The sequence below is a fragment of the Novosphingobium sp. THN1 genome, from assembly GCF_003454795.1.
GTDB lineage: Bacteria > Pseudomonadota > Alphaproteobacteria > Sphingomonadales > Sphingomonadaceae > Novosphingobium.
Map to the genome: position 1 here is coordinate 2,800,106 of NZ_CP028347.1, position 16,365 is coordinate 2,816,470.

13 protein-coding genes and 3 pseudogenes are annotated in these 16,365 nt (G+C 63.9%); 9 read left to right on the forward strand and 7 right to left on the reverse strand.

Features of this window, described 5'->3' with window-relative positions:
• The first annotated feature begins 5 nt into the window (after positions 1–5).
• The gene (locus tag C7W88_RS13880; RefSeq protein ID WP_118073981.1) at positions 6–710 is read left to right on the forward strand and encodes a dienelactone hydrolase family protein; all 705 of its coding nucleotides are present in this window, start codon (positions 6–8) and stop codon (positions 708–710) included.
• 33 nt (positions 711–743) lie between these two features.
• Here the strand turns inward: C7W88_RS13880 and C7W88_RS13885 are convergent, their stop codons facing one another.
• The 4 genes and pseudogenes from C7W88_RS13885 to C7W88_RS13900 all read right to left on the reverse strand — a co-directional run bounded on the left by C7W88_RS13885 (position 744) and on the right by C7W88_RS13900 (position 4,655).
• Positions 744–2,546, reverse strand: coding sequence for an acyl-CoA dehydrogenase C-terminal domain-containing protein (locus tag C7W88_RS13885; protein WP_118073982.1), 1,803 nt, complete (start codon positions 2,544–2,546; stop codon positions 744–746).
• Between the two features lie 28 nt (positions 2,547–2,574).
• Positions 2,575–3,051 carry a MerR family DNA-binding transcriptional regulator gene (locus C7W88_RS13890; protein WP_205525190.1) on the reverse strand — a complete coding sequence of 159 codons (477 nt, stop codon included), beginning with the start codon at positions 3,049–3,051 and terminating at the stop codon, positions 2,575–2,577.
• A gap of 31 nt (positions 3,052–3,082) precedes the next feature.
• A pseudogene (gene hisI, locus C7W88_RS13895) lies at positions 3,083–3,417 on the reverse strand (phosphoribosyl-AMP cyclohydrolase).
• Positions 3,418–3,869: 452 nt separating this feature from the next.
• Positions 3,870–4,655 (reverse strand): ComF family protein, encoded by a 786-nt coding sequence (locus tag C7W88_RS13900; RefSeq protein ID WP_118073983.1) that lies wholly within the window; start codon positions 4,653–4,655, stop codon positions 3,870–3,872.
• Between the two features lie 122 nt (positions 4,656–4,777).
• On the opposite strand from C7W88_RS13900, the gene C7W88_RS13905 reads away from it, so the two are divergent.
• Positions 4,778–5,443, forward strand: coding sequence for a methyltransferase domain-containing protein (locus C7W88_RS13905; protein ID WP_370073141.1), 666 nt, complete (start codon positions 4,778–4,780; stop codon positions 5,441–5,443).
• A 133-nt stretch (positions 5,444–5,576) separates the two neighbouring features.
• Here C7W88_RS13905 and ppdK read toward each other — a convergent pair whose 3' ends face one another.
• From ppdK to C7W88_RS13920, 3 genes and pseudogenes are all read right to left on the reverse strand, one after another.
• Complete coding sequence (gene ppdK, locus C7W88_RS13910; protein ID WP_118073984.1) at positions 5,577–8,240, reverse strand: pyruvate, phosphate dikinase; 2,664 nt, start codon at positions 8,238–8,240, stop codon at positions 5,577–5,579.
• A gap of 64 nt (positions 8,241–8,304) precedes the next feature.
• Positions 8,305–10,514: pseudogene (gene glyS / locus C7W88_RS13915) on the reverse strand (glycine--tRNA ligase subunit beta).
• Positions 10,511–11,428, reverse strand: coding sequence for a glycine--tRNA ligase subunit alpha (locus C7W88_RS13920; RefSeq protein ID WP_118074783.1), 918 nt, complete (start codon positions 11,426–11,428; stop codon positions 10,511–10,513). Before C7W88_RS13920 ends, glyS begins: the two are co-directional and overlap by 4 nt.
• Positions 11,429–11,569: 141 nt before the next feature.
• Here C7W88_RS13920 and C7W88_RS13925 point away from each other — a divergent pair, with 141 nt between their 5' ends.
• The 7 genes and pseudogenes from C7W88_RS13925 to C7W88_RS13955 all read left to right on the forward strand — a co-directional run bounded on the left by C7W88_RS13925 (position 11,570) and on the right by C7W88_RS13955 (position 16,357).
• A complete protein-coding gene (locus C7W88_RS13925; RefSeq protein ID WP_118073985.1) occupies positions 11,570–11,773 on the forward strand; it encodes a helix-turn-helix transcriptional regulator in 204 nt (67 codons plus the stop codon).
• Positions 11,751–12,410 carry a hypothetical protein gene (locus C7W88_RS13930; RefSeq protein ID WP_162896064.1) on the forward strand — a complete coding sequence of 220 codons (660 nt, stop codon included), beginning with the start codon at positions 11,751–11,753 and terminating at the stop codon, positions 12,408–12,410. The genes C7W88_RS13925 and C7W88_RS13930 overlap by 23 nt, the downstream gene beginning before the upstream one ends.
• Positions 12,411–12,470: 60 nt before the next feature.
• The gene (locus C7W88_RS13935) at positions 12,471–13,388 is read left to right on the forward strand and encodes a TraB/GumN family protein (RefSeq protein WP_118074784.1); all 918 of its coding nucleotides are present in this window, start codon (positions 12,471–12,473) and stop codon (positions 13,386–13,388) included.
• Between the two features lie 164 nt (positions 13,389–13,552).
• Positions 13,553–14,301: pseudogene (locus tag C7W88_RS13940) on the forward strand (TraB/GumN family protein).
• 119 nt (positions 14,302–14,420) lie between these two features.
• The gene (locus tag C7W88_RS13945) at positions 14,421–15,026 is read left to right on the forward strand and encodes a 50S ribosomal protein L25/general stress protein Ctc (RefSeq protein WP_118073987.1); all 606 of its coding nucleotides are present in this window, start codon (positions 14,421–14,423) and stop codon (positions 15,024–15,026) included.
• Between the two features lie 269 nt (positions 15,027–15,295).
• A complete protein-coding gene (gene pth, locus C7W88_RS13950) occupies positions 15,296–15,865 on the forward strand; it encodes an aminoacyl-tRNA hydrolase (protein WP_118073988.1) in 570 nt (189 codons plus the stop codon).
• A 153-nt stretch (positions 15,866–16,018) separates the two neighbouring features.
• Positions 16,019–16,357 (forward strand): PEP-CTERM sorting domain-containing protein, encoded by a 339-nt coding sequence (locus C7W88_RS13955; RefSeq protein ID WP_118073989.1) that lies wholly within the window; start codon positions 16,019–16,021, stop codon positions 16,355–16,357.
• Positions 16,358–16,365 lie beyond the last annotated feature (8 nt).

A 16,365-nucleotide genomic window follows, 5' to 3' on the forward strand; every position in this document is an offset into this window, starting at 1 on the left:
ATGCGATGGCGGTCGAACAGGTCGATTACGCCGATGATGACGTGGCCCTCACCGGCTTTCTTGTAAAGCCTGAGGGTCACCCCCGCGCAGCAGTGCTGGTGCTGCCAACGATCGCCAACTGCAACACGCCGATGATCCGCCGTGCCCACATGCTGGCGCAGGCGGGTTATCTGACGATGATTGCCGATTTCTACGGCGTGCAGGTCCGCGATTTCGACCATGCGCGCGAACTCGCTGGACCTCTGCGCGCCAGCGCCGATGGCTACCGCCAGCGCCTGCACGCTGGCCTGGCTGCGCTGACCGCACTACCTGAGGCACAAGGCCTGCCGGTTGCAGCCATCGGCTTCTGCATGGGCGGGCAAGCCGCACTCGAACTGGCGCGCGATGGGGCCGACATTGTCCTCGCAGCCAGCTTCCACGGCCTGCTCGATACGCAAGCCCCCGCCTCGCCCGGGGCAGTGAAAGCACGTATCCTCGTCTGCCACGGCGATGCCGACCCCATGGTCGCGCGCTCGCAAGTCAACGCGTTCTGGGAGGAAATGGACGCTGCCGGAGCCAACTGGCACTTCCACAGCTACAGTGGCGTAAAGCACGGCTTCACCGACCCGGGCAGTGACGAGCGCGGCATGGCCGCCATCGGCTACGACGCCAGCGCCGACCGCCAGAGCTGGGCAGCGCTGATGGGCCTGCTCGACGAGGTACTGGGTTGATCGGGGAGGCGTTCGTCGCCTCCCCTCACCTGATCACGCGATGGCGAGCTGCTCAGGCGTCAGCGCCATGATCGTCTCGCCCCCTGCTTCCACCTGACGGCGCAGCGCGCCAGCCTCGGTGGTGTAGCGCGTCGCCCAGTGGCGGGCGCAGGTCAGCTTGGCTTCGTAGAACGCCGTGTCCTCAGTGCCGTCCGCAATTGCCGCAGCCGCAACCTTGGCCATGCGCAGCCACATCAGGCCAAGCGACACGATGCCGGTCAGCGTCATGTAGGCATACGCGCCGGCGCCGAGGTTGTTGGGATTGCCCATCGCGTTCTGCATGAACCACATCGTCGCGGCCTTGAGTTCGCCATTGGCCTTGGCGAGGCGCTCAGCCACCAGCTTGACCGTCTCGTCGGCGGTTTCCTCAGCGCATTCGGCATCGACCAGCGCGAAGAACGCCTGGATCGCCCGACCGCCGTTCAGCGCCAGCTTGCGGCCGACAAGGTCCATCGCCTGCACGCCGTTGGTGCCTTCGTAGATCATGGCAATACGGGCATCGCGCACGAACTGATCCATGCCGTTCTCGGCGATGTAGCCGTGGCCACCCCACACCTGCTGCATGTCGGTGGCGACCTTGTAGCCCATGTCGGTGCCATAGCCCTTGATCACCGGCGTCAGCAGGCTGATCAGATCGTCAGCCATCTGGCGCTCTTCCGCCGTTGCCGCCTTGTGTGACAGGTCGACCTGAAGGGCACCCCACAGGCACAACGCGCGCATGCCTTCGATGAAGGTCTTGGCGTCCATCAGCATGCGGCGCACGTCGGGATGGACGATGATCGGATCGGCCTTGGCCTGCGGATCGACCGGCCCGGTCAGCGCGCGGCCTTGGCGGCGGTCGAGCGCATAGGCAAGGCCGTTCTGGTAGGCGACTTCGGCTTGTGCGAGACCCTGCATGCCCACGCCAAGGCGCGCCGCGTTCATCATGATGAACATGGCAGCGAGACCCTTGTTTTCCTCGCCGACCATCCAGCCCTTTGCGCCATCGTAGTTCATGACGCAGGTGGCGTTGCCGTGGATGCCCATCTTCTCTTCGATGGAGCCGACCGAAACGCCGTTCTTCTCACCCAACGAGCCATCGTCATTGACGATGAACTTGGGCACGATGAACAGCGAGATACCCTTGCTCGATTCCGGCGCACCGGGTGTCTTGGCAAGGACGAGGTGGATGATGTTCTCGGTCAGGTCATGATCGCCCGCCGAGATGAAGATCTTCGTGCCGGTGATTGCATAGGAACCGTCAACCTGAGGCTCGGCCCGCGTGCGGATCATGCCGAGGTCGGTGCCGCAATGCGGCTCGGTCAGGTTCATGGTGCCGAGCCACTCGCCGGTCACCATCTTCGGCAGGTACTTCGCCTGCTGCTCGGGCGAACCCTTGGCGATGATCGCCGAGATCGCTCCGTTGGCAAGACCCGGGTACATCGCGAAAGCCTGGTTGGCGGTGGCGAGGTACTTCTCCATGATGAAGCCCATCACGTGCGGCAAGCCCTGACCGCCGTATGCCTCGGGCGCAGAGAGCGTGCCCCAACCGCCTTCCACGTACTGACGATAGGCATCCTTGAAGCCGGTCGGCGTGGTGACGCTGCCATCGGCGTGACGCGTGCAACCTTCCTTGTCACCCGAGAGATTGAGCGGAGCGATGACTTCGGAAACGAAGCGCCCTGCCTCCTCGATGATCGCATCGGTCATGTCGGGCGTGGCGCTTTCGAAGCCGGGCAGGTTGCCGTAGCTTTCAAGGCGGATCAGTTCGTTGACGACGAAGCGGGTGTCGCGGGTCGGCGCGTTATAGATCGGCATTTGTCCTGTCCCTTTAAGCGTTCGGCCTTCAGGCCGTTGGATCGCGGCCTTCGGACCGCTCCTTGGCGATGACGAGATCGACGAAGCTGGTCAGCTCATCGATGGTCGCAGCTATGTCCGCCTGTTGGCGACGCAGGTTCTCGATCCGTTCACGACACTTGGCAATGGTGACGCGGCGCTGCTCGGCGCGGCCGTCGCCCATGTCGTAAAGATCGATCATGTCGCGGATTTCTGCGAGGCTGAAGCCCACGTTCTTGGCGCGCATGATCCAGGCGAGCCGCGCACGGTCACGCTTGGAATAGATGCGCGAAAGACCGACACGCTCGGGCGCAATCAGGCCTTCGTCCTCGTAGAAACGCAACGCGCGCGCCGTCACCCCGAACTCGCCTGAGAGGTCGGAAATGGTGAACTGGTCACGCTTGAGCGCATCGGGCTGATCGAGATGCCCGGTGTGCTCGTTCTGTGCAGACGGATCGCGAGTCGCTGTGGCGGCATGCTGTGACATGTCACCAAGCTATCTAACCTTTACGTAAGCGTCAATCGACGATGCGTTGCAAAGAGCCTTCCGGTGTAATGCGGCGATAGAAGCAGGTCGGCGCCAGCGTGTGGCAGGCAGGACCTGCGGGCTCGACACGCAGTTCCAGCGCGTCTTGATCGCAATCCACGCGAATCTCGACGATCTTTAGCACGTGCCCCGAAGTTTCACCCTTCATCCACAGCTTCCCCGCGAGCGTGAGAAGAAGTGCGCGAAGCCGGTCTCCAGCGTCCGATCCAGAGCTTCGCGATTCATGTGCGCCAGCATCAGGAGTGCATTCGTGCCATGGTCCACCGCCACAGCCGTCAGCAGCCCGTTGGAGTCGAACTTCGGCATCAATTCAGTGCCTTGCTCGCGCAAAGCGGTGTCGCTGGTGGTTGACAAAGTGGTCGCTGCCTTTTCCGGGTTGCCGCTTCATGGCGGATTTGTTGCAGGATAACCACACAGGCGGGCAAAATCCATAACACCGCGCACAATCCGCTTCCGTCGGAAGCATGAATGGGTGATTAAGACTCAGCGGTTTGAGGGAACCGCGAACTGAACCGCCAGCCCGCAACCGGGCGGCAGTGGACGTAGCGCCAATGTTCAGGGACACTTGATGAGGGGCCGGTTGGCTGCCTCGCAGCAGGCCCAAAGGGGCCGCGCGAAGCGAGACCGGATGGTGAGGGTAAAAAGCGGGACGGTCAGGGGGCCGTCGGTATCGCGCTCAACGCGAACTCCGCGCAATTTCGTCACGAGGGCGCCCGGAACTTCGGTTTCGGGCGTTTCCTTTTCGGGCGCACGTCAGTCTATGCGTCCGGCTCCGGCGAAACGCGCAGACCATCGAGAGCTTCGTCAAGCACGCGCGAAAAGCAGGCTATCTGTACCTGTGCCACCTTGGCACGGCGCAGGGCCAACATGCAGGCATCAGTGGTAGCGCCACTGGTCATCACGTCGTCGACCAACAGTACACGCGCTCCGGTCAGGCGATGTGCGAGGCGCGGATTTGGCTGGATTGCGCCGGTCAACACCCGGGCGCGAGACTTGCGATTGAGACCGCCGAGTGACGGCGTTGCCTTCGGGCGGACAAGTCCGTCCACCATCAGTTGCTTGCCTGTCAGCCTTGCCAGCTCCCGCGCCAGCAGGGCCGACTGATTGAACCCGCGCCGCATCAGCCGCCATCGGTGGAGCGGCACCGGCACGACGAGCCAGTCTCCTTCAAGCCCGCCGAGCCTTGGCAGGATCATCCGCGCCATCATCGGCACCAGCCCGATCCGCCGCCCATGCTTGAGAGCCAGCACCAGCGCGCGTGAAGGTTCGTTGTAGAGCGTGGCAGCGGCGATGCCGGAATGCTTGGGCGGCTCTGCCATGCACGGCGCGCAGACCATTTCTGCCTCTGCACCATAAAGTTCACCCATCGGGCGCTGGCACAGCTTGCAGCAGGTGCCGGAGGGCACGACGATCTTGCCCCAACATGCCAGGCAAAGCCCGCCATGTGCCGCGACGGGGCTGCCACACAGTGGGCAGCGCGGCGGGAACACGAAGTCGACGATTGGCGTCAACACTGCGGAAAGCTGCGCGGCAGACATTGGCATCGCTGCATCGTCGCACGAACGCCCCTCTTGGCAAGACCGGCGGACACGGGCACTGCCCGGAAATGGCCACTACTCCCCCTATTATTTTTGCTCGAAATCGGCGGAATGCCGTACGCCGCCGCATGGTCCAGCTGCAATCGGCTCCGGATGCACCGCGCTACGTCATCGACGACATGGTCGAGGACGTGCTCGAACGCCTGTCATTCCTCCGCCACGAACCCCGTCGGGCGCTCATGATCGGTGATTGGACCAACGCGATCAGTGCGGCATTGGCGGCCGCGGGCGCGACTGTCGACAGCCGCGATCCAGCGCTGGGACAGCTCCTGGTTGATGAAGAGGTGCCCTACCCAGCGCCCGCCGGTTACGATTTCATCGCCAGCCTCGGCACGCTCGATACCGTCAATGACTTGCCGGGCGCACTGGTACACCTGCGCCGTGCCCTTGCCGATGGCGGGTTGATGATCGCCTGCTTCCTTGGCGCCGGATCGCTGCCGGTTCTGCGTCAGATCATGCTGGAAGCGGATGGCGAGCGCCCTTCCCCGCGCATCCATCCGCAAGTCGATGTCCGCGCCGGCGGGCAGCTGCTGCAGCGGGCCGGGTTCGCCGACCCGGTGATCGACAGCCACCACATCGACGTGCGCTTCCGCTCATTCGCCGGGATTATCGCAGACTTGCGGGCGCAAGGCCTTGGCAATTGCCTCGCCCGCCCGGTAACACGCTGGGAAAAGCGGCTCTCGCTCGCGCGCAGGAGGCTTTCGATGCCCGCCGGGATGCGGACGGCAAGGTGACCGAGCGGTTCGAGATCTTGACGCTGAGCGGCTGGGCAAAGGCGCTACGCCCGCCCAAGTTTTGAGCGCGCCCACCCACTGAAGAGAACGCCATGCTGGAGTGTTTCCCCGGGGAAACACTCCAAATAGGTTATCAGCCCAACGCCGCCTGCGCCGCTGCAAGCCGTGCAATCGGCACTCGATAGGGGCTGGCAGAGACATAATCGAGGCCAGTCTTCTCGCAGAACGCGATGGATGCCGGGTCGCCGCCGTGTTCGCCACAAATGCCGAGCTTGATGTCAGGCCGCGTCTTGCGGCCACGTTCTGCAGCCAATTCAACGAGTTGGCCGACGCCTTCGATGTCGAGGCTGACGAACGGGTCACGCGGGTAGATGCCCTGGTCGACGTAAGGGTTGAGGAAGCGCGCGGCATCGTCTCGGCTCACGCCCAAGGTCGTCTGCGTCAAGTCATTGGTACCAAACGAGAAAAACTTCGCTTCTTCGGCAATCTCACCCGCCATCAGCGCAGCGCGCGGCAGTTCGATCATCGTGCCGACCATGTACTCCAGAGTCCGGCCCTTCTCGGCAAAGACTTCAAGCGCGACCCGGTCAACCAGCGCGCGCAGTATTTCCAGCTCCTTGCGCGTGGCGACCAGCGGGATCATCACTTCCGGGATTGGCGCGTCGCCGCTCTTCTCGGCAACGTCGCAGGCCGCTTCGAAGATGGCGCGGGCCTGCATCTCGTAGATTTCCGGGAAGGTGATGCCGAGGCGGCAGCCGCGGTGGCCGAGCATCGGGTTGAATTCGTGGAGTTCCCCGGCGCGGCGCTTGAGGTGCTCGACGCCAAGCCCGGTGGCTTCGGCAAGTTCGGCAAACTCGGCATCGGCGTGGGGCAGGAATTCGTGCAGCGGCGGATCGAGCAGGCGGATCGTGACGGGCAAGCCCGCCATGACCTCGAAGATCGACTGGAAGTCGCTGCGCTGCTCGGGCAGCAGCTTGGCGAGGGCAGCGCGGCGGCCAGACTCATCCTCGGCGAGGATCATCTGGCGCACCGCGCTGATGCGACCTGCTTCGAAGAACATGTGCTCGGTGCGGCACAGGCCGATGCCCTCGGCGCCGAACTGGCGCGCGACCTGGCAATCGAGCGGCGTTTCCGCGTTGGTGCGCACCTTCATGCGGCGGTGCTTGTCGGCCCAGACCATCAGCGTGCCGAAATCGCCGACAAGTTCGGGCTCCACGGTGGGCACAAGGCCTGCCATGACATCACCGTTCGAACCATCGAGGGTGATCACGTCGCCCTCCTTGACCTCGCGGTTGCCGATGCGGGCGGTGCGGCTGGCCATGTCGATCGAGACGCCCGAGGCGCCCGAGACGCAAGGACGGCCCATGCCGCGCGCGACCACGGCGGCGTGGCTGGTCATGCCGCCACGCGCGGTGAGGATGCCCTTGGCGGCATGCATGCCATGGATGTCTTCGGGCGAAGTCTCGACGCGGACGAGGATGACGGCGTCGCCGCGCTCGGCGCGGGCCTGCGCGGTATCGGCATCGAACACCACTGCGCCCGAAGCCGCGCCCGGCGATGCGGGGAGGCCCTTGGTCAGCACATCGCGCGGAGCCTTCGGGTCAAGCGTGGGATGCAGCAGCTGGTCGAGCGCCATCGGGTCGATGCGCTTGATCGCGGTCGCCTCGTCGATCAGTCCCTCGGCCACCATGTCCACCGCCATCTTGAGCGCGGCCTTGGCGGTGCGCTTGCCCGAGCGGGTTTGCAGCATGAACAGCTTGCCCTGCTCGACGGTGAACTCGATGTCCTGCATGTCCTTGTAGTGCTTTTCGAGCAGTTCAAAGACGGCGGCGAGTTCGGCGTAGGCCGCAGGCATCGCCTCTTCCATCGACAGCGGTTTGGCACCGGCCCGCTCACGCGCGGCGAGCGTCAGGTACTGCGGGGTACGGATGCCTGCGACGACGTCCTCGCCCTGGGCATTGACCAGCCATTCGCCGTAATAGGCCTTCTCGCCCGTCGCGGGATCGCGGGTGAAGGCGACGCCGGTGGCCGAGGTATCACCCATGTTGCCGAAGACCATCGCCTGCACGTTGACGGCGGTCCCCCAGTCATGCGGGATGTCGTTGAGCTTGCGGTAGACCTTGGCGCGATCCGACTCCCAGGAGTCGAACACGGCGCCGATGGCACCCCAGAGCTGTTCGTGGACGTCCTGCGGGAACGGGCGGCCGAGCTGGTCTTCGACGATGGCCTTGTATTCACCGACGAGCGCCTGCCAGTGCTCTGCACCGAGTTCGACATCGTTGAAGAAGCCGTTGTCTTCCTTGACGATTTCCAGGGCATCTTCGAACCGGTGATGGTCGAGGCCGAGCACCACGTCGGAATACATCTGGATGAAGCGGCGGTAGCTGTCCCAGGCAAAGCGCGGATCGCCGGAGCCTGCGGCGAGGCCTTCAACGGTCTCGTCATTGAGGCCGAGGTTGAGGACGGTGTCCATCATGCCCGGCATCGAGACGCGCGCGCCCGAGCGGACCGAGACGAGCAGCGGGTTCGTCGCATCGCCGAAGGTGCGGCCGGTGGCTTTTTCGATGTGGGAGACGCCATTGGCCACGCCTGCGCGCAGGGCCTCGTCAAAGGTCTTGCCGCTGGCGTTGTAGGCCGTGCAGACTTCGGTGCTGATGGTGAAGCCCGGGGGTACCGGCAGGCCGATGCCCGCCATCTCGGCAAGGTTCGCGCCCTTGCCGCCGACGATGGTCTTGTCCTTGGCCCGCGCGTCCGAAGACGATGCGCCGCCGCCGAAGTGGAATACGTATGCGCTCATGCCGCCAACGAGGCTCCCTGCGTGTGCTTGTTCTTGCCGGAACGGGCCCGGAGTCGGCCCGCTCTTAGCCTTCTATGCGCGAAAAGTCCGCAACTTTGTGCACTGCAGCACGGAAGCGGTCAAGCAGCGCCAAGCGACTGGAACGCTTGTTAGCGTCCGCATCATTGACGGTCACCTGATCAAAGAAGGCATCGATGGGAGCGCGCAGGCTCGCCAGCGCCGCCATGGCCGCAGTGAAGTCCTCTGCCGCAACGGCGCCTGCCGCCTGCGGTTCCGCGGAATTGAGCGCGTCGACCAGTGCCTGCTCGGCCGGTTCGCGGACGTAGTTGCATTCGGGATGCGCGAACTGCTCAGCGACGCCTTCGAGTGCGGGATCGTCGACCAGCACCAGCGGGTCTTCCTCGCCAGTCGGGGGCACGACGCCCTCGCCTTCCGACCCGGCGTTGGGATTGGCGGCGAAGCCTTCCTTCTTGAGGATGTTGGCTGCGCGCTTGTAGCCAGCGAGCAGGTTGGTGCCGTCCTCGGTGCCGACGAAGGCCTGCAGCGCGTGGACGCGGGCGAGCAGGCGGACGAGATCGTCCTCTCCGCCGAGCGCGAACACGGCATCGATCAGGTCGTGGCGGACGCCTGCCTCGCGTTGCTGGACTTTGAGGCGGTCGGCGAAGAAGTCAGGAAGTGTTGTGAACACTACCTTTTGGTTTGTTTGGAAAGCTTCATAGGAAGCTTCCGACATGTCGTCGGAAACAAGCTGCTTCGTGAATCCGGCAAGAGCCTTCGCTATCGCCTTCCACATCGAGACGCGCAGAGAACCCCGGTTGAGAAGTTCGAGCACGCCAAGAGCCGCACGTCGAAGTGCAAATGGGTCGCGCGATCCTGTGGGGCGCTGATCAATCAGGAAGAAGCCAACCAGCGTATCCAGCTTGTCCGCCAGCGCCACGGCCACCGTCACCGGCGCGGTGGGCACTTCATCGCCCTGCCCCACGGGCTTATAGTGATCGCGGATGGCGTCGGCTACGTTATCCGGCAGGCCTTCGGCGCGGGCGTAGTAGCCGCCCATCAGGCCCTGGAGTTCGGGAAATTCGCCGACCATTTCAGTGACGAGATCGGCCTTGCACAGTTCCGCAGCCTGCCGCGCCAGAGCGGGGTCGCAGTTCGGCACGATGCCTTCGCTTGCCAGCCATTCGGCCAGCTTGGCAACGCGCTCGACCTTGTGGGCGACAGACCCAAGCTTTTCGTGGAAGGTGATGCGGGCGAGCTTTTCGGCCTGCTGTGCCAGCGGCTTCTTCTTGTCCTGCTCCCAGAAGAAGCGGGCATCGGACAGGCGTGCGGCGAGGACCTTGCGGTTGCCGTCGACGATGGCGGCGCCGCCGTCCTTGGCCTCGATGTTGGCAGTGCAGACGAAGGCGTTGGCGAGCTTGCCTGCGGCGTCACGGCAGATGAAGTACTTCTGGTTGACGCGCGCGGTCAGCTGGATGACCTCGGGCGGCACGTCGAGGAAGGCTTCATCAAAGCGGCCGAGCAGCGGGACCGGCCATTCGGTGAGGCCGGCGTTCTCGATCACCAGACCTTCGTCCTCGACCAGCACGAGACCGGCGGCCTCTGCGGCAGCCTTGGCCTTTTCGCGCACCAGCGCCTCGCGCTCGACATGGTCGACGATGACGTGGCAGGCGCGGAGCTTTTCGGCGTAGTCGCTCGCCCCACCGATGGTGATCTCGCCCGCGTGATGGAAGCGATGGCCGAGCGTGGCGTAACCAGACTTGATGCCACCAATCTCACACTCGACCAGATCTTCGCCGAGGATGGCGACGATGCCGGAGAGCGGGCGCACCCAGCGCAGGCTTTCGGTGGAGAGCGAGGCTGCGCCCCAGCGCTGGCTCTTGGGCCAGGGGAAGGCACGGATGATCGCGGGATGGCTTCGGCGAGCACGTCCTTCGTAGCGCGACCGGGCTTTTCGGTCACGGCGAACCAGACGCCGTCGCGCTCGGTCAGCTGGTCACGGGTCAAGCCGGTCTTGCGCAGGAAGCCTTCGAGCGCCTGTTCGGGCGCGGAAGTCTTCGGACCCTTGGTTTCCTCGGATACGGCCTCGGTCGCCAATGGCAAATCGCGGGCGATCAGCGCGAGACGGCGTGGGGTGGACCAGACGGTGATTTCGCCTGCCTTGAGGCCAGCGGCGTCCAACTGCTTGCGGAACAGCTTTTCGAGATCGGCGCGGGCGCCTAACTGCATGCGGGCCGGGATTTCCTCGCTGCGCAGTTCGAGAAGGAAATCGGTCACTTGCTCCACTCCGGATACTTGGCCGCCCACTGATCGGCGTTCTTTTCCATGTAGGCCTCGCACGAACCGCGGGCGAGATCGCGAACGCGGCCCATGTAGCTGGCGCGCTCCTGCACAGAGATCACGCCGCGCGCCTGCAACAGGTTGAACAGGTGGCTGGCCTCGATCGCCTGCTCGTAAGCGGCGATGGGAACGCCGGCATCTAGGCTGCGCTTGCACTCTTCCTCGGCGCGGCGGAAGCCTTCGAACAGGCTGTCGGTATCTGCGACTTCGAAGTTCCACTTCGACATCTGCTTCTCGTTTTCGAGGAAGACATCGCCGTAGGTAACGCCGTGGTTGTTGAACTTGAGGTCGTAGACGTTGTCGACGCCCTGGATGTACATGGCGAGGCGTTCGAGGCCGTAGGTCAGCTCGCCCGCGACGGGCTTGCAATCGAAGCCGCCCATCTGCTGGAAATAGGTGAACTGGGTGACTTCCATGCCATCGCACCAGACTTCCCAGCCGAGGCCCCATGCGCCCAATGTCGGGGATTCCCAGTCGTCCTCGACGAAGCGGATGTCGTGAACCAGCGGGTCGATGCCGATCTCGACGAGGCTCTGGAGGTAAAGCTCCTGAAGGTTCTCCGGGCTCGGCTTCAGGATAACCTGATACTGGTAATAGTGCTGCAGCCGGTTGGGGTTCTCGCCATAGCGGCCGTCGGTCGGACGGCGGCAGGGCTGCACGAAAGCGGCGTTCCACGGCTCAGGCCCGAGCGCGCGCAGGGTGGTGGCGGTGTGGAAGGTCCCTGCCCCCATGCGCATGTCATAAGGCTGAAGGATCAGGCAGCCCTGTTCGCTCCAGAAAGCGTGGAGGCGCAGGATCATGTCCTGCAGGCTCAGGGGGGCGCGGGGAGGCATGAGTTTTGTGTCGGCCATGGTCGCGCGGCTTTGGCCGATGAGGGCCGCCAAATCAACCGGGAACCACCACGTCAGCCGCCATGTCAGGTCTTCTTGACACAGTCAGGGAATTGCGACATATTGTCAGCATAACCTGACATATGGACAGGTGAGCATGACATGAACAACCGATTGAGAGTTTTGCGCGCCGAGCGACAATGGAGCCAGGCCGATCTTGCCATGAAACTCGACGTGTCGCGCCAGGCGGTGAACGCGATCGAGACGGGCAAGCACGACCCTTCACTCCCCCTTGCCTTCCGTATCGCGCGCCTTTTCCAGCTTCGTATCGAGGAGATCTTCGATGATGGTTTCCAACATGACTGACGATCAGACTGACCCGCCGGCCATGAGCCTTGGCACTCTTGCCATGCGTATGTTCGGCGCGACGGTGGCGGCTGTGTTCTTCTCCGGCGCGGCGGCTGGCCTGATCGGCGCGCTTGGCAAGGAAGAGCCGGTCAAGCCGATCGGATGGGTGATCATGGGCGTGTTTGCCGCCCTGACCCTGGCCGCATTCTGGTTCGCCTGGGTCAGTGCGCGCCGGTATTATCGCGAGAATGGTCCGCTCACGCCTCGCGCCCGTCGCGCAACGATCAGCGCCATAGCGGCAAGCGGTATCGGACTCTTCATGGGCATGTGGATGAGCGTGGCGGGCGATGCGCCTGGGCAGCCGTTCGACGTAGCCGCTGGGCCTCTGCAGCCGAGCGTTGCTGCCGCACTTATCGCCATCATCGTGCTGGTGATCGCGCCGATCACGTGGTTCTGGCACCGCAACATCGACGAGCACGAGGAGCAATCCTATCGCACCGGGGCGTTGATCGCGCTCTACTTCTACAGCGCCGCAGCGCCGATCTGGTGGCTGGGCCATCGCGGCGGGTTTCTGCCGCCGGTTGATGGAATGGCGATCTACCTTGCCACCATGGCGATTTGGGGTGTGGTCTGGTTCCGCCAGCGCCATCTCTGACGCCGCACCTTCACACCTTCATTTCCCTGCAACCTGTTTACGGGCACAAGGAGCCTGATGATGAAACGCGCCTATCGTACATTCGCCGCCACGGTCGCCCTCGCCGCCTTCGCCTTTGCCGGAACGGTCCAGGCCGAGGCGCCTGCTGCCAAGCCTGCAGCGGAGGCACCCGCGCCAAGGCAGTTGAAGCCTGCGTTGTGGAAAGTGGCCGATGCCGACACCACCATCTACCTGTTCGGCACGATCCATGCTCTGCCGAAGGGCCTGGTCTGGCTGGACGGGCCGATCGGGCAAGCGCTGGATGGCTCGGAAGAACTCGTCACCGAGATTCCGGAGATTCCGGCAGCCGAACAGCAGAAGTCCGTCATGGCCATCGGATTGCTGAAGGGGGAAACCCTGCGTTCGTTGATGAACGATAACGACCGTGCGGCCTATGAAGCGCTGCTGACGAAGCTGAAGATACCGGCGGAGGCCTTCGATCCGCTCGAGCCATGGCTTGCCGGGATCACGCTGGGCGTCATGCCCTATGCCATGGCGGGTTACGGCGCCGACAGCGGCGCGGAGGCTGTGCTGCGCAAGACCGCAGTTGCCAAGGGCAAAAAGCTCGGCGCGCTCGAAACGGTCGACTTCCAACTTGGCCTGTTCGACCAATTGCCGCGCGAGGCGCAGCTCAAGTTTCTTGGCGAAGCGGTACGCGATTTCGACAAGAGCTTTGCCATCATCGGTTCGATGACCGACGAGTGGGGCACGGGTGACCCTGAAGGTCTGGGCAAGCTGATGAACGAGAACATGGACGATCCGGAGCTGGCTGAAGCCCTGCTCTACCAGCGCAACCGCAACTGGGCCTCGTGGGTCCGCAAGCGGCTCGAACAGCCAGGGACCGTGTTCATCGCTGTGGGCGCAGGGCATCTCGCCGGTGTGAACAGCGTGCAGGATGTGCTGAAGCAGCAGGGCGTGGTCAGCACCCGCGTCCAATGATGCAGCTGTTGCGCTACCTCCCGCGCCTGTTGTGGGCAGTGATACCGGCATTGCTGCTGGGCATGGCCGTTGCCTGGATCGAGCGTGGCAAGCCTGCCCCTGCGCCGGACACACGCGTGGCGCTGTGGCAGATCGAGGACAAGACCGGGACGGTGCGCGGATATATGTTCGGCACCGTCCATGCCCTGCCGCCGGAAACGCAATGGCTGCGGCCCGCCATCGGCGAGGCGTTGGCCAAGGCGGATCGGCTGGTGCTGGAGATTGCCGAGCCGCTGAACCAGACGGTGGCGGGCGAGGCGCTTGCGGATCTTGCCGGGACCGAGGGGCTGCCCCCGCCTTCGCAGCGGCTTTCGCCTGCCTATCGCGCCAAGCTGGCCGAGGTTTATCGCAAGCTGGGCCTGTCGGATGCGGACTTTGCCGATACCGAAAGCTGGGCGGTGGCGCTGCAACTGGCGGCGATTGCCGGGCAGAAGGCCGGGGCCGATCCGGACAGCGGGGCAGAACCTGCCTTGCGCAAGCTGGCCGGAAACAAGCCCGTTGCCGGGTTCGAGACGATCCACAGCCAGTTCGGCGTGTTCGACGCCCTGCCCGCACGCCAGCAACAAGTGTTGTTGCAGGAAGTGACGGTCGAGGCGGCGAGCGACAAGGACGAGGAAGCCGACATGGTCGCGCTGTGGCTCAAGGGTGATGACCTTGGGATTGCACGCGAGGCGAATGAGGGGTTTCTGGCCGACGCCGGCCTGCATCAGGCGCTGCTGACCGATCGCAACCGGGACTGGGCCGATCAGCTGGACGCGATGTTGAAGGGGGTGCCAAGCCCTTCGTGGCAGTAGGCGCGGCGCATCTGGCGGGGTCTGACAGCTTGCAGCGCCTGATGATGGCGCGTGGGTGGACGATCAGGCGGGTGCCTTGAGCTTCCATTGATTCCTTGCATTTCCGCCCAAACCCGCTAAGGGCCGCCGCTTCCCTGTCATGGTCATCCCTGGAGGCGTGGCGGAGGAAGTGTGATTAACTCAGCTGAAGGTACTGACAATGAGCGAAACGCTGCATCTGTCGGCCGAGACGCGCGAACGGGCTGGCAAGGGAGCCTCCCGTGTTCTGCGTCGCGAAGGCCGCACCCCCGCCGTGATCTACGGCGGCAACGAAGAACCCATCGCGATCCACCTTGAAGAAAAGGCGCTGAACAAGGCGCTGGGCACCGGCCACTTCTTCAACTCGGTCGTCGAGCTCACTGTCGGTGGCAAGACCATCCGCACCCTCCCCAAGGACGTCGCCTTCCACCCGGTGACCGACCGTCCGCAGCACGCAGACTTCCTGCGCGTTTCGAAGGACTCGGTCGTGCACGTGGACGTGCCGGTGGCCTTCATCAACGAAGAGAAGTCGCCGGGCCTCAAGAAGGGCGGCATCCTCAACGTCGTCCGTCACGAGCTGGAAATGATCTGCGCTCCTGACGCGATCCCCGACGACATCATCGTTGACGTCGCCGGCTACGAAGTTGGCGATTCGATCCACATCAGCGCCGTCACCCTGCCCGCAGGCGTGAAGCCCGCGATCTCGGACCGCGACTTCACCATCGCGACGATCGTGGCCCCCTCCTCGCTGAAGAGCGAAGAAGGCGACACCACCAAGGAAGGCTGATAGCCCGACTTGGCCCTGCTCCGGCAGGCGCGCTAAAGAGATACCCCTTTCGCTGCGTGCGGGAGGGGTTCTTTTTTGGGTGACGGGTTTGCGCTATGCCCATGCCCACCCCCAACCCTCCCGCCTGCGGGATGGGTATAAGTGCTCTGCCGATACGCCCTCCCGCAAGCGGGAGGGCCGGGAGACTTGGCCTTGCGCAGCAAGGCTTAGTCGGACGGGGTGGGCATGCTCGCCGCTCAAGCACTATCGAACGAAGGAACCTCACGCACATGCAACTCTGGGTCGGCCTCGGAAATCCGGGTGCGCAGTACGCGCTGCACCGCCACAATGTCGGCTTCATGGCGCTCGACACGATTGCCGAGGTCCACAACTTCGGGCCGGTGCAGAAGAAGTTTCAGGGCTGGCTGCAGGAAGGCCGGATTGGCAACCACAAGGTCCTGCTGCTCAAGCCCGCGACCTTCATGAATGAGAGCGGGCGATCCGTGGGCGAAGCGATGCGCTTCTACAAGCTGGGCATGGACGCATTGACGGTGTTTCATGACGAGCTCGATCTTGCGCCATTCAAGGTGAAGGTGAAGCAGGGCGGCGGCACGGCCGGCCACAATGGCCTGCGCTCGATCGATCAGCATCTGGGGGCCGATTTCCGGCGCGTAAGGCTTGGCATCGGCCATCCTGGGCACAAGGACCGCGTAACCGGGTATGTGCTGGGCGGATTTGCCAAGGCAGAGCAGGATGACCTGATCGAGATGCTGGGAGCCATTGCTTCTGAAGCGGGCTGGCTTGCTTCGAAAGATGACGTTCGTTTCATGAACGACGTTGCCATGCGGCAGAAGGGGTGACTGTCTGGAAACAAACGGGAAACACATTCCGTCGTCCCTCTTTACATCTTCCGTCGGCCCAAAGGCCGTTAACCACGCCACGCCCTGTAAATATGAAGTTGGCACCGGTTTTGCTTAGCAAGGTGCAGACTGCAATTAACCAACGGGGTTAACATGAACATTCGCTCAATCGCCATCGCCATTGCAGCAACTGCGGGCCTGTCTGCCGCTTCGCCGGCAAACGCGACCTGGTGGCTTACGCACAAGCACTATTGCAACTGCGGGCACAGCGGCGGTTCCTCGCTCTGCGGGGGCACGACATCTTCAGGTGGTACGACCACCACTTCGGGTGGCACCACAACGACTTCGGGCGGCACCACGACGACCTCGGGCGGCACGACCACCACTTCGGGCGGTACGGCAGTGCCGGAGCCGGGCATGCTGGGCATGATGGCTCTCGGCCTGCTCGGCATCGGTTTTGCACGCTCGCGCAAGAACAAGCCCCGCGCCTGACGCAATCC

Coding starts and splice junctions, on each gene's coding strand:
- C7W88_RS13880 (WP_118073981.1), top strand. CDS start 6: ATGGCGGTCGAACAGGTCGATTACGCCGATGATGACGTGGCCCTCACC.
- C7W88_RS13885 (WP_118073982.1), bottom strand. CDS start 2,546: ATGCCGATCTATAACGCGCCGACCCGCGACACCCGCTTCGTCGTCAAC.
- C7W88_RS13890 (WP_205525190.1), bottom strand. CDS start 3,051: ATGTCACAGCATGCCGCCACAGCGACTCGCGATCCGTCTGCACAGAAC.
- C7W88_RS13900 (WP_118073983.1), bottom strand. CDS start 4,655: ATGCCAATGTCTGCCGCGCAGCTTTCCGCAGTGTTGACGCCAATCGTC.
- C7W88_RS13905 (WP_370073141.1), top strand. CDS start 4,778: ATGGTCCAGCTGCAATCGGCTCCGGATGCACCGCGCTACGTCATCGAC.
- ppdK (WP_118073984.1), bottom strand. CDS start 8,240: ATGAGCGCATACGTATTCCACTTCGGCGGCGGCGCATCGTCTTCGGAC.
- C7W88_RS13920 (WP_118074783.1), bottom strand. CDS start 11,428: ATGGCCGACACAAAACTCATGCCTCCCCGCGCCCCCCTGAGCCTGCAG.
- C7W88_RS13925 (WP_118073985.1), top strand. CDS start 11,570: ATGAACAACCGATTGAGAGTTTTGCGCGCCGAGCGACAATGGAGCCAG.
- C7W88_RS13930 (WP_162896064.1), top strand. CDS start 11,751: ATGATGGTTTCCAACATGACTGACGATCAGACTGACCCGCCGGCCATG.
- C7W88_RS13935 (WP_118074784.1), top strand. CDS start 12,471: ATGAAACGCGCCTATCGTACATTCGCCGCCACGGTCGCCCTCGCCGCC.
- C7W88_RS13945 (WP_118073987.1), top strand. CDS start 14,421: ATGAGCGAAACGCTGCATCTGTCGGCCGAGACGCGCGAACGGGCTGGC.
- pth (WP_118073988.1), top strand. CDS start 15,296: ATGCAACTCTGGGTCGGCCTCGGAAATCCGGGTGCGCAGTACGCGCTG.
- C7W88_RS13955 (WP_118073989.1), top strand. CDS start 16,019: ATGAACATTCGCTCAATCGCCATCGCCATTGCAGCAACTGCGGGCCTG.